The 17079-nt window shown below is 43.0% G+C and carries 7 protein-coding genes; 6 read left to right on the top strand and 1 reads right to left on the bottom strand.

Going from position 1 to position 17079, the window contains the following annotated elements; all coding sequences use genetic code 11:
• Positions 1-176 precede the first annotated feature (176 nt).
• Positions 177-10805 (bottom strand): YDG domain-containing protein, encoded by a 10629-nt coding sequence (locus JZO70_RS12645; RefSeq protein WP_207673931.1) that lies wholly within the window; start codon positions 10803-10805, stop codon positions 177-179.
• 2252 nt (positions 10806-13057) lie between these two features.
• Between JZO70_RS12645 and JZO70_RS12640 the strand changes: the two genes are divergently transcribed.
• The 6 genes from JZO70_RS12640 (at position 13058) to JZO70_RS12615 (ending at position 16519) form a co-directional block, all read left to right on the top strand.
• Positions 13058-13741, top strand: coding sequence for a hypothetical protein (locus JZO70_RS12640; RefSeq protein ID WP_207673930.1), 684 nt, complete (start codon positions 13058-13060; stop codon positions 13739-13741).
• Positions 13742-13764: 23 nt separating this feature from the next.
• Positions 13765-14484 (top strand): hypothetical protein, encoded by a 720-nt coding sequence (locus JZO70_RS12635; protein ID WP_242703912.1) that lies wholly within the window; start codon positions 13765-13767, stop codon positions 14482-14484.
• 351 nt (positions 14485-14835) lie between these two features.
• On the top strand, positions 14836-15051 hold the full coding sequence (locus JZO70_RS12630; RefSeq protein ID WP_207673928.1) for a DUF1659 domain-containing protein: 216 nt from the start codon (positions 14836-14838) through the stop codon (positions 15049-15051).
• 11 nt (positions 15052-15062) lie between these two features.
• Positions 15063-15281: a DUF2922 domain-containing protein gene (locus JZO70_RS12625; protein ID WP_207673927.1), complete on the top strand. Its 219-nt coding sequence runs from the start codon at positions 15063-15065 to the stop codon at positions 15279-15281.
• Between the two features lie 51 nt (positions 15282-15332).
• Positions 15333-15722, top strand: coding sequence for a hypothetical protein (locus JZO70_RS12620; RefSeq protein WP_207673926.1), 390 nt, complete (start codon positions 15333-15335; stop codon positions 15720-15722).
• 35 nt (positions 15723-15757) lie between these two features.
• A complete protein-coding gene (locus JZO70_RS12615; protein ID WP_207673925.1) occupies positions 15758-16519 on the top strand; it encodes a DUF2922 domain-containing protein in 762 nt (253 codons plus the stop codon).
• Positions 16520-17079: the final 560 nt, after the last annotated feature.

The following is a 17079-nucleotide window of genomic DNA, read 5'->3' as shown; positions in this document are numbered from 1 at the left end:
CGACTGTCGAATCAGACAGCTGCCAAGAATGGCTGTATTTTAGTGTTTCAACGTAAGAATGGACGACTTGCTTCGTTGTGTCGCGATTCTTCTTCTAAGCTGAAATCGCAAATCCGATCAGCGCAAGACCAAGAATCAGGTAAAACGCCATTTCTTTCTCATCGGTTTGCAGTACATTATCCTTTACGTTTCTTCCAAGCAGCAATCGCCGAAGCAATCGCGCCTAGTCCCAACATTGACCACATATTGTTGAGGGAATCCCCTGTGCTTGGCAAGGATTTCCCACTTGCAGAAGTGGTGGTATTTCCAGTACTTGTCACCACTCTTGGTGTGGCTATATTCCGATTGGTCGTAGTAGCGGTCGGTACATTTCTGCTCCATTTTGGATACAGCGTTACATTTCCAGTAATCGGCTGATCGAAATCGAATGGCTGTGTTAGAGCTTCATCCACGTACCAGCCCTCAAAGGTAAAGCCGTCCTTCACCGGATCTTTCGGTCTCGGAAGCTTCGCCCCTTCTTCCAGCTCGACTTCTTGCTTGTTGCCATTTTCATCGACGATCGTCACCGTGACTTTCTTCTTGGAAATATCTACCGTCAAATCAGTTGGCTGAGTCAAGACGTAGTTGCCTGCCTCGTCGCCAGTCAGTTGAATATTGGTGGTGACTGCTTTGCCGTTTCCAGCTGCGGCATCAGCCATAGTTCCTTGGCCTAAGTCAAAGCTGACTGCTTTTTGATCTGCTGGTAATACACCTGCCAGTGAAGCATCGGTTCCTAGCAACTCAACTAAACGACTATCGTTCGCTCGACGGTTAACGGCTTTTACTCCGCTAATCGTTACACCCTTTTGTTGGATATTAGCGGTAATACCAATCTCCGGTGTCGCAAATTCATAGTTCACCGCGGCGTCGCCAGTAACTTCACTGCTGGTAATCGTCACAGCTTTGTTTGCTCCGGCATTCTTATCAACAAATGCGCCAGTACCCGTTACGGTCACTTGATCACCAGTCACTAATCCATTAACGCTTGCTTGAACGGCAGCGGTAGTTGTTCCATCGTAAACTTTATCAGCTGCTGTCCAACGAATGGTCGCCGCGCGTTTGGTAATCGAACCTTCCAATACAATCCCTGCTGGAAGTTCACCGATCACGGCATTGTTACTGGTGATGTTCCAATCCGTCACATTGAAGCTTTGTTCACCTGCATCGGATTGTTCAAAGGTTCCGGTCACATTCAACAGAATTTGAGTCGGCGTTGTGGCACGTCTGGTTGGTTCACCGAAGGCGCTGGTAATATCTAACTCAAATTGATGCACTGAATTTCCATCGTAAACCTTCTCTGGTGTCTGTTGCTTCAATAATTCAATGATTCTAGCTTGTGTATCGTCATCGACAGTCGGATTAGCAATTGCACCGGTTACTGATGGTTTCTCAGGCAAGCGGTAATTGGCTTCATCCGCGCCGGCCAATTTCCAATTGTAGCTAATCGCTTTGTTTTCACCAATGTCGCTGTCTGGATAACGAGCATCCGTAATGTCGATTCGCAAATCATCTTGTTCTAATGGCAATCCAATCAGTCGAGCGGTTAGTTTAGCATCCGCACTTGTATCGAAGGCTTTAACCGTTTGAGCAAAACTGATTTGACCCAGCTGAATATCGTAAGGACTGATGGTTGCGGTAGCTTCAGTTGGTGCTGTGATCGTATAGTTCTGATGATCTGCACCGCTGATAGCTGGCGTATTCACGTGAACAGGCTTGTCGTCACCGACGTTCTTATCGACAAACTGAGCGGTAGTTGCTAAAACTACCTCATCATCAGGTACAAGATTGCTCAAAGTACCAGTTACTGTCGCATCAGGTTTCGCATCGTACACTTTATCTGCCACTTGCCACTCAACTGTCGCCGGTCGCGGCGTAATCTCGATGTTACAGGTATCATTTTGCGTTTCTACTATATAATTACCTGCATGTGCACCGGACAACTGAACACTTGTCGCATCCAAACGAACTTCATGGCTGCCGCAATTTTTGTCGTCGTAATTCCCGATGGCTTCGAATGATACTTCGTCTTCGCCCAAGATATCATCACAGGCTGCAATCAGTTTCGCAACTTTTGATCCATCGTAAACTTTATCTTCCGCACTCCAGTTCACCGTGATGGCTCTTTGTTGAATCTCCCCAGGTATTTGGAAAGGCTCGGTTAAATCTGGCAGTTGAGCATTACCTGAAGTAACTCTCCAGCTAGTAACATTGAAGCCTTGTTCACCTGCCGAAGCTTGGACGAATTCGCCAGTTACTTCCAACATAATCTGAGTTGCGTCCCTGGTCTTCCTTTGAGCTGCTTCCGTAATATTTACGGTGAACACATGACCTTTCGTGCCATCGTATACTCGACTAGGCCGTTCCTTCTTGATCTGTTCCATCACTGCGTCTTCCGTCATTACCGCTTCAGTAATATTTCCTTGCAAGACAATTTTATCTTCTGGCAAGCGATAGTTCTGCGCATCTTCACCGGCTAAATCCCAGTTATAAGTGATACCAATTTCCTCACCAATATCTGATTGAGCGTAGACTGCATCCGTTAGAGCTACACTGAGATCATCGGCCGCAAACGGTGCTTTCTCTGGCAAGCTCGCAGTTACTTGCGCCGCCGAATCGGTAGTATCAAATGGTTTGTTCAGATTTTCAAAGGTGATTTGATCTTCAGTAATTTGATAAGCGGTAATTTCGGCTTTTGCTTCACCAGATTCGGAAACAGTATAGTTACCAGCATCGGCACCTTCCAACTGAATCGCGTTAACATTTACCTTCTTGTCTGGTCCACTGTTTTTATCTTCAAATTCTCCAGTGCCTTTGACAGTCACTTGATCATCAGGGATCATTCCAGTCAATTTACCAGTAACAGCCGCATCCGTCGTACCATCGTAAACTTTGTCTTCAGCGGTCCACTCGGCAGTGAGAGCTGCTGGTGTAATTTCACCGAATACATCTACTTCATCCAGCAACTTGTAGTTCCCGCTTTGTTCACCAGTTAGCGTCCAGCTGTAACGGATAACTTTGTCTTTACCAGCTTTTTCATCGGCGAATTCTGCACCGCTGATTTGAATAGCAACTTTGTCTTTCCCAAACAATACTTTGTCCTTAATCGCAGCTTTCAGTGTGCTATCCACTTTATTGTCATACTCTTTAGTCAGTCCAGTAAATTCAATTTCGTTTTCTTGCAGCTCATAGGCCGTGATCGTGCCCTTGGTCGTTCCAGTTGTTTCAGCAATCGAGTAATTGGCTCCGTCTTTACCAGCCAAGGCAACATCCGTGATGCCAATTGCTTTACCTGCACCTACGTTAGCATTGTCAAAGGTCGCCTTTGAGGTAATTGTAACCTCGTCTTTACCAATTAAGCCTTTTGGCGTGCCCGCAACTTTAACATCGGTTTCCCCGTCATACGTCTTCTCAGGTTCATTCCATTCCGCAGTGATGGCTAGAGGACTAATTTTTCCTTCTATTGTAAAAGAATCTGTTAAAGCAAGCAGCTCCGCATTTCCTGAAGTCACTTTCCAGCTGGTAACAGTAAATTCTCGATCCCCTGCAGCTGGCTCGGCAAATTCGCCGGTTACTTCTAATTCAATCCTCGTTGCAGCTCGCGTTTTCTTTTTAGCGGCATCCGTGATATCAACGGTATAGGTGTGATCCACTTTGCCATTGTAGACCTTCGTTGGTGCATCTGCCTTCTTGATCTGATCAATCACGGCTTTTTCGGTCATCACCGCTTCAGTAATATCCCCGCGCAAAACTTTTTGTTCTTCCGGTAATTTATAATTCTTCGCATCTTCACCAGTCAAATCCCAGTTATAAGTGATTGCGATATCCTTACCAATATTTTTTTGCCCATAGACAGCATCGGTTAGCGCTACCTCTACATCATCTGCCTTAAATGGTGCTTCTGCTGGCAATTTCGCAGTGATTTGCACTGCCGAATCGGTGGTATCAAATGGTTTGTTCAGATTGTCAAAATTAATTTGACCTTCCTTAATTTGATACGCAGAAATCGTTGCAGTTGCATCTACCGTTTCGGTCACTTCATAATTCTTAGCAGCGGAACCGGTTAGCTTGATAGCGGAAATCTTCACCGGTTTGTTTTCCTCAACATCTTTGTCTTCAAATGATCCAGTGCCGCTAATACTCACGTCGCTTGCTTCTTCAACAAGTGCTCCATCTAAAGTTCCTGTAACAACGACGTCCATCTTACCGTCGTAAACTTTATCATCTGCCGACCAAGTAGCTTTCAAGCCTTTTTTAGTAATCGTTCCTTTTGTGCTGCCACTTTCATCAATTGAATAATTTTTCGCATCGTCTCCAGTTAAGGTAATTCCAGCAATCTCGACTGTCTTACCTTCACCTGCGTCCTCATTCGCAAAGTTAGCATCGAAAGTGATCCCTACATCGTCCTTATCAACGACATTTTCTAAAGTACCAGTCACATCGGCGGTTTTTTCGCCATCGTAAATTTTGGTTGGGTTACTCCATTTGACAGAAAGGGCCCGCTTCGTAATCTTACCTGTTTCAACAGATTTTTTATCTGGCAAACGATAGTTGACACCCTGCTTACCAGTTAACGTCCACTCAAAGTTGATGGTTTTGCCGGTTCCAACCTGGTCATCAGCGTATTCCGCCTTAGTAAACTCAATAGCTGCCTCGTCTTCGCCAAACAGTACGTTTTCTTTAAAGGTTGCCTCCAGCAAACTAGCTTTAGACTTGTCGTACTCTTTGGTAAGTTTACTAAATTCGATTTGGTCATGGGTCAGCGCATATGGTTGGATGTTTCCAGTCGTTTTGGCACGGGCAACTATCGAGTAGTTGCCTCCATCCTTGCCATTTAAAGTAATTCCGGCAATCTCAATATCCTTGTCTTCAGCTGCATTAGCATCCTCAAAGTTTGCGTTGAAGGTGATGCCGACAACGTCGCCAGGAATTACATCCTTCAACGTGCTTGTTACCTCAGCCGTTTTTTCACCGTCGTAGATTTTGGTCGTCTCGTCCCATTCAGCAGTGATCGGCTTCTTCGTAATCTCGCCCTTCACAACTGCTTTTTTGTCCGGCAATCGGTAGTTGGTACTTTGAGCACCTGTCAGCTTCCATTCGTAGCTGATGGCATTGCCAGTTCCTGCTTGATTGCTGGTAAATTTCGCCTCGCTAATTTCAATAACTACCTGGTCTGAGCCAAACAATACCTCATTTTTGATTGTCGCTTTAAGAAGACTATCAAATTTCTGATTGTACTCTCTGTTGAGTTCGCTGAATTCAATTTGATCTTCTTGCAATACATAAGGATCAATCGTTCCTTTTGTACTGCCGATTGGTTCTATTGAATAGTTACCAGCATCTGCACCGGTTAATCTAACTTCGCTGATGGTTATTGCTTTGTTGTCCTCTACATTGGCATCTGCGAAATTCGCTTCGGAGGTGATGGTCACCACGTCAGTACCGACTAACCCTTGCAGTGTTCCGGTTACTTCGACTTCGGTTTCACCATTATAAATCTTGGTTGGTGTATTCCATTTAGCAGTGATTGCCTTCTTAGTAATCGACCCGTTAATAGAGAAGGGTGCATCCAAGCTAGGCAGCGCGGCATTTCCAGAAGTCACTTCCCAGCCGGTTACTGTGAAGTCGTGGTCTCCGGCTGTCTCCTGAACAAATTCCCCTGTCACCTTCAGCATGATTGTAGTTTCGGTGCGGGTTCTTCGTTGTGCTAAGTCTGTAATATTAATGGTAAACTCATGATTCTTATCCCCATCGTACGGCTTCGTTGCGGTTTCCTGATTAATCCGATCAATTACTGCTTCACGGGTAAGGACCGCATCGGTAATGGCTCCGGTTACGTCTGGTTTTGCAGGCAGCTTGTAGTTCGCCGCATCTGCACCAGCCAACTCCCAATCGTAATTAATTGGAATAGCTGTACCGATATTCTGGTTATCATACTTTGCGTTTGTAATCTGAACAGCAAGCTCATCTCTTTCAAATGGAAGCTCGTTGTTAAACGTTGCCGTTAACTGAGAGGCATCGTCTGTTCGGTCAAATGGTTTATCGGTATTTTCAAAGGTAACTTGATTGGCTTTGATTTGATATTTCGAGATAGTCGCTGTTGCTTCAGCAAGTTCGGAAATTTTATAATTGTCTTTGTCCGCACCCTCCAACGTGATTCCAGAGATAGTTACATTTTTATTTGCTTCAACATTCTTATCAACAAAGCCCCCTGTACCACTAACAGTCAACTGATCGCCTGGTTCAACATCATTAAGCGTACCCTTGACAGTAGCTGCCGTTGTCCCATTGTACGGACGATCCTCTGCGGTCCAATTAGCAGTGATAGATTTCTGAGTAATCTTACCAGAGATACTTTCCTTTTCCGGTAGACTATAATTCCCTTTTTGGTCACCGGTTAATTCCCAGTTATAGGTGATCGGCTTATTGTCTCCTGCATTTTTATCGTTATACTCTGCACTGATTTTTATCGCGGCCTTGTCTTGACCAATCAGCACATTGTCCTTGATTACGGCTGCTAGGTTGCTGGCTTCGGAAGCGTTATATACTTTGGTTTTTGAATCTTCGTCAAAGGTTAACTGTTCCTTAGTGATCGGTAGTGGAGTAATTTTACCTTTTTCTATTTCAAAAGGTGATGCCAATGGATCAATTGCAGCGTCGCCTTCTTCAACTGCCCAGCTTTCTACAGTGAAGGCTTGCGTCTTGGCATCCTTGCTGGCAAATTTACCTGTGACCTTCAACTTTACAGGAGCCGCTTCATTTGTCAGACTGGTCACATCAACGATAAATTCGTGATCCAGGCTTCCATCGTAAACTTTCGTTGGTTCTTGTTTCTTGATCTCGGCTTCTACCAGATTGCTGTCTAGTTTCCACTGGGCATAGAGAGTGACCTCTGCTTCGTGAGTATCGGACAGGTTTTTCACACTGGCTTTATTCTTATACTCAGTGCCTGTGTCGTCTTTTTTCGTATTCCAATGGCTAAAGACGTAACCTGTTCGAGTGAAGGCATTGTCCTTTAACGGTTCTTCATTTTCACAGTTCATTTCTTGAGCTGCCATGCTTCCTGTTCCATCATTTTTATCAAACACAACTTTGTATTGATTGATTTTCCAGCTTGCGATTAAATCCAGCGGACTTGTAATCTCTTGATTGAAATCAAAGAGAACACCGTCCTTTTTCCAGCCTTCCAAGTGATAGTATTTTTTCGTCCCTTGGTAATCAGGTATTTGGGCTTTTTGATTGTGAAATACTTTTAATGTCTCAGGCGCATCGATGCCTCCAGCGATGTCGAATGTAACCTTATGGGCTTTCTCAATCTTGTATTCATGAGCCGTTTTTTGAGGATTCTCATTCAATTTATTGTGTTCCTCAGCGAACTTACCAGTATTGGCATAGGCATCAGGATTATTCGTTGCCTCAGCCAGATTTCCATCCTTCACCCAGTAGTAGTTAGTTTTTCCACTGTCTTCTGCAGCTGGTAAGTCACGAAGATAGTGGTCCCATTTAAACTCGAACTTCGATGAGAGATTTAGGGTGGTCAGTTTGTTGCACTCATAAAACATACCACCCATTCTAACCTTTGTTGTGTCAAAATTGGACAGGTTCAATTCTGTTAAACTGCTGCAGGCTTCAAACATAGATAACATAATTTCAACATTTGCTGTGTTAAAACTTGACAGGTTCAATTCTGTTAAGTTGCTGCATCCGTTAAACATAGACATCATATCTTGAACATTTGCTGTGTTAAAACTTGACAGGTTCAATTCTGTTAAACTGGTACAGTTTTGAAACATAGCGAACATACTTTGAACATTTGCTGTGTTAAAACTTGACAGGTTCAATTCTGTTAAACTGGTACAGTTTTGAAACATAGCGAACATACTTTGAACATTTGCTGTCTCAAAACTTGACAGGTTCAATTCTTTTAAGTTGCTGCAATAGGAGAACATAGCATCCATATTTCGAACATTTGCTGTGTTAAAACTTGACAGATTCAATTCTGTTAAGTTGCTGCAATTGTAGAACATAGAAGACATATCTTGAACATTCTCAGTTTTGAAATCTTTTGAAAATGTTATGCTCTTTAGCTTATGGCAATCCATAAACATGTAAGCCATATTGTTAACTTTTTCTGTCTTGAAGTTAGACAAGTCTAACTCTGTTATTGCTGCACAAACATAAAACATTTTACTCATGTTTTCTATCTGACTAGCATCTGCGTCATTGAATGTTACTGATTGAAGTGTAGTGTTTGCTATAACACCTCCATCCGGTTGACGATTCTCAAACAACCCATTAAACGTCCCGGTTAACTTTACCGGTTTGCCTGTGATGGTTGCTGGCTGAATTTCAAAATTCACTACAGTCTTACCAAGTATATCCCCCAGCACTGCTTTCAAGTCGATCTCTACTGGTAGGCCGCCTAATTCTGATGGAACGGTGATGTCGGCTTTATTGGTACCTTTGTATCTTATAATTTTGGATATGCCTGTATCCATTTTTTCGTAAATCCAGTCGCTGTCTTCATATAACCATTTCGCTTGCAACTCGATCGGTTTTTCGATCACTGTAGTAGCAAAATCAAAGCGGGTATTGTCTGCTTTGTTTATCCAGCCATCGAAGATTCGCCCTGGGGTTGATTCAGTATACTGAGGATCGGTTGCCATCTTGCCGTCGAAAATTCTCTGTGTTGAAACCGAACCGCTGCCGCCAGCTAGGTCAAACGTCACATCATGCACCGTGTCGATGGTATAGGTATGCACGCCAGTAACTGTTATCCCATTGTGTTTCTCAATAAACTCGGCAGTTGTTTCATAGATATCTGGATTACTTGCCGGGTCAGAATGATTGCCGTCTTTTACCCAATAGTTCTTGCTGCCTGCGGTACCAGGATCAGGCAAGCCACGTAAAAAAGTATTTGTTGATAACTCGAATTCAGTTGAGATTGTTAACTCTCTTAACTTACCGCAAAGAGCAAACATCTGACGCATGTCTGTCACCTTATTTGTATCGAACCTACTCAGGTCCAAGCTTGTTAGGCCGCTACAAGAAAAAAACATACTATTCATGTTTGTCACCTGGCTTGTGTCGAAGCTACTACTCAGGTCCAAGCTTGTCAGAACCATACATTCATAAAACATATAACTCATAACTGTCACCTTGCTTGTATCTAATGTACTCAGGTCCAAGCTTGTTAAAGCTCCGCATCTTTCAAACATACTATTCATGTTTGTCACCTGGCTTGTGTCGAAGCTACTACTCAGGTCCAAGCTTGTTAAAGCTCCGCATCTTTCAAACATACTACTCATGTTTGTCACCTGGCTTGTGTCGAAGCTACTACTCAGGTCCAAGCTTGTTAAAGCTCCGCATCTTTCAAACATACTACTCATGTTCGTCACCTTGCTTGTATCTAATGTACTCAGGTCCAAGCTTGTCAGAACCATACAATCACAAAACATACTACTCATGTTCGTCACCTGGCTTGTATCTAATGTACTCAGGTCCAAGCTTGTTAGGCCGCTACAAGAAAAAAACATACCACTCATGTCTATCACGTTGCTTGTATCAAAATGAGTCAAGTCTAACGTTGACAAATTTGAGCATATCCCAAACATCTCCTGCATAGTTCGCACATTTTCTGTATTAAAATTCCCCCAACTGATACTAGATAAATTGGTGCAACCGGCAAATAAGAAGCTCATATCCTTGACATTTTTTGTATTCAGCTGTCCAAAGCTTATCGTAGTTAAGTTACTGCATCTACCAAACATGATCGCCATACTAGCTAATTGCTCTGTTTTAAGTTCTGATATACCCACAGATCGCAGATTTTGACAATCACTAAACATTCTAAACCCCGTCTCGATAATTGTAGCATCTGCATCGCTAAATTCAGCTGTTAAGAGAGCGGTATTCCCCCTAAATAATTCACTAAACGTCCCAGTCAGTCTCACTGGTTTCCCAGAAATTCCTGCTGGTAAAATAGCAAAATGTTCGACTTCTCTAAGTCTGTTCCCTAGAACACCCTTCAGATCTATCTCGACTGCTTTTCCATCAATTACGGATGGGATTTTGATTTGCTCCGCACTACCGGTATACCCAGTAATCTTGAGCCGGTCATCTTCGCCCATTATCGATTCTGTTTCCCACATTGATGTGTCATCCGTCAAGCTGTCCACCGGCTGTGAACGAGGGGTCGCCTTAGCAGCGGCCACTGGTTCTTCGCTTGACTCAGCTGCGGATTCATCGGTCTGTGCTGGTTTCACATTGGCTGATTCTTCCGGCTCAGAATAGTCCACGACTTCTATTTCCTCCCAAACAGCATACAGCTCCGTGACACTTTCTGGTAGCGCTCCCTCTGACTGGTAGCTATCACCTTGACCATCTGGCTGTGTATTCCATGCTTGGAAGGTGTAGCCGTCACGGATCATGGCTTCCGCTGGTTTCGCCTGAATGGTGTCTTCACTGATTTCTGATTGATCGGTGCCGTCATTCCAATAGTAGGTAATGCTGCGTACTGGTGCCTCTTGTGTCGTCGCTGGTTCAACCGGCAATTCATCGGTTAACGTGCCTAATTGGGTTTCAATCTCTTGGGTATCCACCGGTGCTTGTTCTTCTGCCAATACTTGTAACGGGAACAACCCATAGTTGCTGAATAAAAGCAGAGCCGTACTGGTCACACTAATCAGCTGCTTATTAAACTTCTTTTTAGAAAAATGGTGTTTTTGTTTCCCCAGATGAACCTTTGTATCTTCATTACTCCTTTTCATTGCGTTTCCCCCTCTTAATTGTTCACTAGTACCTGAACAGTTGTCGCTTCGTATCGTCTTATTTTTGCGATAGACTGTCGATCATTCCAAATGATAGCTGATCTGTCAGTGATTCTAATTACGCCCCGGCCTTTCCGTGTCCGGCGGTGCTTGTTCTTCCACCATGACTCGCCGGATCGGCAGACACTACTGATGCAGCAAAATCCCCAGGATACTCAACGTGGCCCATTTCTGCTTATTCATCTTATTCTTCACTCCTTAATTTTCCAAACAATCAAACATCCGTCTCTGATGCCTAACTAGCACAGCCTAACAAGACGCGTCCTTCGAAACTTAATACATAATCCTTCTCAGCTCTGTCTTAAATCCACCCCAACAAAGAATCGCATCGGCACTCTGCCGCACTACGCGACCGCTAAGTTCAAGGCTTGAATCCTTTACTCCACGGTTTCCTAATGTTTATCGTAGTGTCTGTTTCGAAAACTAGCTGCTTACCTCTTGAAAAAGCCTATAATAAATAACGAATATCTCAATAATTCCCAATAAATAAAATAAACAATAACCGATGAACTATTCTCACATGCAGACAGACTTATCAAAAGGATCAATCCAACCAGCAGATTTGCGGCAATAATAATCAATTATTTTTTTGCTTCTCCCTTAATTATACTAGATTTCGCTGTCTTTTTGGGCCTAATGTTGTAATCTGTATACTCAAATGTTGTAATCTGTATAAAACGGGTGGAATTTGTACTTGACTTTTGGGAGAGGGGTAGTTTTCATTTTCGCAAAAGGGAAGCGCTAACTCGGTGCATATTGTTCCTTCAAGCAATTATTTCGCTAAAAAGGGAACTTTATGCGGATTTTTTCAAAGTAGCCCGTTCGTTTTAAAATAACGATATACATCCATTTTCTTTCTTGCATAGGCAAATTATATAACAGTCATTTGCTTTTTCTTGATAACTGACAGTCTCAATTGCCTAGTTTTATCTAACCCGAACGATGAAGTCTCACAGACGCTTCTGAAGGACTTGTGCTTAGTTTTTTCCAAATCTAGTATATGTCGACTATCTTGCTGATTTGTTCTAGCTAAGTATTCAAAAATACCCACCGCTTATGGTATAATAGAGATACCTTAGAACCGTAACACCTTTTCAACATTTAACTCCTTGCTAGTCGGTCCCCCCGGCTAGCTATTTTTTTGTCATTTTATCGTCTTGCTGGACTGATAGATCTGTGGGGGAAAGCTGTTTATTCTTGCAGAAGGATGTGGCGTTCGCAACAAGTACCCTAGAGAAGGATTTGTTCCTTATGTCCTTATACCGATCATATTCCAGCCTATTCTTCTTGTTTTTGTCTCTCACGATCGCAAACAAACCCAACTCTTTAATCCCGAATCAACAGTAAAAAATTCATGTACAAGAGTAGAATGGATCGTCTTTTCTCCCTCCCACAAAAGTTGTTTCACGTAATGTTTCACGGGGATAAGTAGTTAAGAATCTTGGGGGAAGACTAGGAAAAGACCGTTGTAGCGCACTTTATCCCTCTCAAGTTCTTCAAATCACCAGGATAACAATTTTAAAGCAAAAAATAAAAAATAAAATTATAAACCAATCCGTCCCTATTGAACCACCGTTAGATAACACTCGTTATTTTAAAAAGATTGAGAATTTTCTGGCACTTTATGATTGAAATCAGGACGATTCTGATGAGGTCAACTAATTCTAAGGGGTTTCTTCCCTTCAAATCTGGTAAATATCCAAATTTTAAATAAGGGTTTCTGGTCACTAACGACTTAAATGAATTTATTCTATCCAGGATTAACTCGTTTTTTAATAACATCCCTCCCTTTATTCATCAAGCAAATCTTTAAGAAAAAATCTCCAAATAGCTATTGTGTATTAAATCACTTGGGCTTATTTACTGAATTTCCCACTACGTCTTTGTGCCCCTTTTCTTTCAAATCATTTTCAGTGATGGTTTACAATAATACCAAACCTGCGTTCTACGCGAATTGATCAATCTTTACTTCTCCCTCTTTTTCCTCCTCTCTTCCAGATTTCACAACTTTGTAACACTAAATTCGGGATAATAACAACTACTTATTACAATTTACATTTACGTTTAGTTATTTATATTACTTGTACAGCTAATTACCAACAGAATAACGTTCGTTATATAATAAATATTTCCTCTTCCAAAAATATCCATTGTCAGTTATGATAAAGAAAAAAATAATAAAGGAAGTGTATATGATGCTCCATTTATCAAAACATTATATATTTAAAGCAATCGCATTTAGAAAAATTCGCTTAGCAGAAGATTGGCTTCTGTTGAAGGACGTTGCCAGTCGGCATCAATTTTATAGCCTAGATAATATAACCGCATTATTGATGCTGCCATTTGGTTTCGGGACACTGATAGTGAGAGATTGGGGGATCGTGCTGGCGAATCGGACACCGCTGAAATACCTGGAAGAATACTGTCGGGTACATCGTCTGCTTCGTCCAGATTTGGAAACGCTATCTGACGGGCGGGTTTCACTAATTTTGTCTGAATTCGCCTTATTTCAGCTAAATGATGCCATTTGGTTAAACCCTTTAACGATCCATCACCTGTATAAGCAAGGAAAGAACTGTTGGATTCAACTGTCAAACGGCTTAGGGTTAGAAGTTGCCGGCAGTAAAGAAATGGTCATTCAGTTGGCTAGTCAGGCAGCTTACCAGCTGGCTCTTCGGCGAGGGAATGGAACTAGAGAGCTGGCACCAGTGGACTATTTTCGGCTTCCGGCAGTTTTTTTCGGAGCTAGTTTGCAAGATACGTTTCTTTTGTCCCAGTGGTTATCGTCTCCAGGGAATTATCTATCGCCGTATCACCTGGAATGTTCGTGGGAATTGGCGCGGCAAAAATCCTCCTCGGCGCTGTTTAGCGTCTGATTGAGTGGGAGGAGATGAGGAAAATGGAAAAAGTAGTGTTAGCGGGTAAAATGTTGAAAGGTTCGATACTGTCGAAGGATTGGCAGTCTATCTTAACTTCGGCAGCGGATTTTAGGTATTCTCAGTTGGGAGAGATCAGCCTAGTTTATCCGTTGCCTAACGGGGAAGGATCACTTGTAGTAATGGATGACATCCCCTATCTGACAAAGGAAGGTTCTTTGGCAATGGTACAGAAGTTCTTTAAAACGCATCGAATGATGGATTATCGCTTAATGAAACACACCTGCCGATTATTGCCGGCACTGCCTTCCAAGAAAATACCAATTGTGAATGCCCATTTTGGCTTGTTTCCGATTGAAACACCGGAAAATTCTGTTTGGCTTAATCCTTTAAGCATAGTCAACGTGCAGGCACAATCTAGTGACAGTTTGGTAGAACTGACTAGCGGACTCTCTTTGGAGCTGCCGATCCATCGCAAGTCCTTGACTAGTTTGGCCAGCAAGGCGGTGTACACCTTCGCCACCTACCGTCAGGATTATTCTGCTGTCTTACGAACAGCCGGACTGCCGTTGGATTTTGTGTCTTTACCAGATACCCCTTTTGGTCGATTGCTGGAAAGACAAGCACTTTTGCAGCGCTGGCTGCTGACACCAGGAAGATTTTTCGATCGCTACAAACAGTTGGAACACCTTCAATGGTTTCGTTCACTGCGTGAGAAGGACTTTGACACATTGGATGATTAGCCGCACTCCTATCAGGAAGCCTTCCTGGTAGGATTTTTTTGCGTTTTCTGGAAGATCTGGATCATTCACGATCAGGTGCTGTTATATTTAGATTTTTGGAAAAGGCTCATTTTCCCCAATTAGCCCCGTGATGACGAGTTTTCATCCCTTTCTTTTCGTTACACTGATAGTTTCCAAACACCCCTTAAACTTTCCATTAGTAAATTTTACTGTGCGATCAAATCAACCTTCTCAAAATGAAAGCGTACACTTTCATAGCCTTTGGAGAGAATGGCGTTTTGTTCTTTTATCTTTTTGGTTTATCTTTTAGTCACCGGCCGGAACAAAAAAACTTTTTAGGAGGAATCGTAAATGATTCAACAGCTAGGAACAAAATTACAAGTATTAATCGAACAAGAAGGCGAAGACAAACAAAAGAAAGTCAACTTCAGCAATGTCATCTCAAGCCCAGCCGAAGCAGACATCGTGAAACTAGGCGAAGTCATGGCAGACCTTGGACAAGAAGGAAGCACGTTAGATAGCGTCATCGTTACTAACCAAACTCGTGTCACTAAGAATGTTGAGTAAAGGAGAAGCCTATGCCAGAAACGAAATTAGTCGTCCGCTTCAGAAACGAGCAAGACAAGATCCATACCTGGAGCTACGACAAACCAAACACTAGTAAAACTCCCGCTGAAGTCAAAGCATCTATGGAGCAGCTTACTGAATTGAACCTATTTAAAAAGCACGGCATCCGCCTATTCGCCTCTGTCGTGAGTGCTGAATTCGTGACCGTCCAAGAAACAAAACTATTCTAAAAACTATTTCCGCGGCCTGAGCGCCGCGGAATCTCAAGGAGGAAAAACATTATGACTGATCTACCATTTACCCAATATCAGGTCTTCCATTCTAAAGCCAAGACCTTAAGAGAACAAATTTCTGCCTATTATAACGAAACCCAAAATAGTTCAGTAACCATCCAGCTGCTATTAGCTATGAAAATCCGGAACCAGCTGGGTGAACAGGATTTCGAACTATTTTTAAAAGATTTAGTGCGCCATTTATTTAGTAAAGCCACCGTCAATCGTGCTTTGCGCCGCTATTTCTACTTCTTTAGCGAGTATTTTGAAGAAACTGAGTGGGAAATGATGACAGCTAGATGTTTTCCCCCTGAGCATAGTCACACTGATTTAATGGAAGTCGTTGAAGCAAATGTCCCTGTTACTGGAACCGACTTCGATCTCTCGGAGAGTTCCTGAAAATAAAAACTAACTAAACAAAGGAGAGAAAAACCATGTTAAAACTAGCAACTGTATTTGAAAATGCCGCCGGTAAAAATCACCGTTGGTCTTACAACAATCCAGATCCAAACAAAACAGCCGATCAAATCAAGGCAGCTTTGGAAGCTATGACCACCTTGAACCTGTTCCAAAAAGATGGGGTGCGTCAATTTTACAAAGTCGTTTCTGCTAAGTTTGTGGAAACCATTGAAACACCAATCTTTGATCTAAGCCAACAAGCTGAAACTTATGTGGCAGATCCTAACAATGCTTTTGCGCCACTTATTATTGCCGATGAACCAACCCAAGTCTCTGAATTAGCCGAAGAGCCAAAACAAGTTGAAGCAATCGAAGTACCAAAAGCAGCAGTAACAGAAGAAAAAACCGAACAGCCTGCAGTAGTCGAAGCTGCGCGTCAAACCGCACCAAAAACAATCGCAGCGGCACCTGCAGCGGAATTTGTACCAGAAAAAGCTGCCATCCACAGCCAAGCAAAAGCGGTCTTGGATACAGCGTTGGTCAACCCAGTCGCTACTTCTGCTAAAGATCCTGTAGTGAACCTAGGTTCTTTGACAAAAGCTGCGGAAAAACCTGTTCAAGCTGATACTGTAGAGCATCCAGCTGAAACAGTACCTGCCGAACCTGAAACACCTGTCGCAGAAAGCCTAGCAGTCAAGAAACCGACCAATCCTCGCAAAGAAAAAGTCGATCGACTGCGAGCCTACCATGAGGCCAACAAGAAGAAAGCGAAAAAAGGGAAAAAGAAAAAACGCTAACTAGCGGCCCTATCTTGTGGGGTAAAGGTGGTGATGCTTACACCTAGCAGTGTTTATGGCGATGGCTGAACTCTATTAAAGGAGGGATGCGACATGTTCATCCTAGGAAAGGAACGTTTGCCATGACTGTGTATCAAGCGTTGGCTTTGGCGATTGCCTTTGCCAGCTTGATGATCACCATCGACCGACACCACAAGAAGTAACGGCTGTGCCAAATCGCTCACCGTCGGATTAGTAAGACGAATAGCGGGAAAAACAACCAAGAACATCGCCATCGCAGGAGCTGATGTGCCTGTTGCCCCCTTGGTGCTCCTCACGTTTTCCCCGCTGGCCGCTCACTGCCTGACAGAGCTGCTCTGGCAAGTCGGATACCAATAACCACACTTACTCACACACGGCCATCGTCTTAAACGATGCTGCTTTGAAGGTGCGTGCGCGCCGCACCTTCTCTATGAGTAAGAATGGTCTATTTAGGGGCTCCCTTTTTTCACTTGCGAACATTCGACCTTTGAAAACTACATATTCTGAGGTGCTGTAGAACCTGATTTCATAGGATATCA

It is taken from the genome of Candidatus Enterococcus moelleringii (assembly GCF_017377575.1).
Taxonomy (GTDB): Bacteria; Bacillota; Bacilli; order Lactobacillales; family Enterococcaceae; genus Enterococcus_A; species Enterococcus_A moelleringii.
The sequence above is the reverse complement of the archived record's forward strand: the minus strand, read 5'-3'. Positions and strand labels throughout refer to the sequence as shown.

Excerpts from the sequence above, each read along its gene's own strand:
- JZO70_RS12645 (WP_207673931.1), bottom strand. The coding sequence starts at position 10,805 with ATGAAAAGGAGTAATGAAGATACAAAGGTTCATCTGGGGAAACAAAAA.
- JZO70_RS12640 (WP_207673930.1), top strand. The coding sequence starts at position 13,058 with ATGATGCTCCATTTATCAAAACATTATATATTTAAAGCAATCGCATTT.
- JZO70_RS12635 (WP_242703912.1), top strand. The coding sequence starts at position 13,765 with ATGGAAAAAGTAGTGTTAGCGGGTAAAATGTTGAAAGGTTCGATACTG.
- JZO70_RS12630 (WP_207673928.1), top strand. The coding sequence starts at position 14,836 with ATGATTCAACAGCTAGGAACAAAATTACAAGTATTAATCGAACAAGAA.
- JZO70_RS12625 (WP_207673927.1), top strand. The coding sequence starts at position 15,063 with ATGCCAGAAACGAAATTAGTCGTCCGCTTCAGAAACGAGCAAGACAAG.
- JZO70_RS12620 (WP_207673926.1), top strand. The coding sequence starts at position 15,333 with ATGACTGATCTACCATTTACCCAATATCAGGTCTTCCATTCTAAAGCC.
- JZO70_RS12615 (WP_207673925.1), top strand. The coding sequence starts at position 15,758 with ATGTTAAAACTAGCAACTGTATTTGAAAATGCCGCCGGTAAAAATCAC.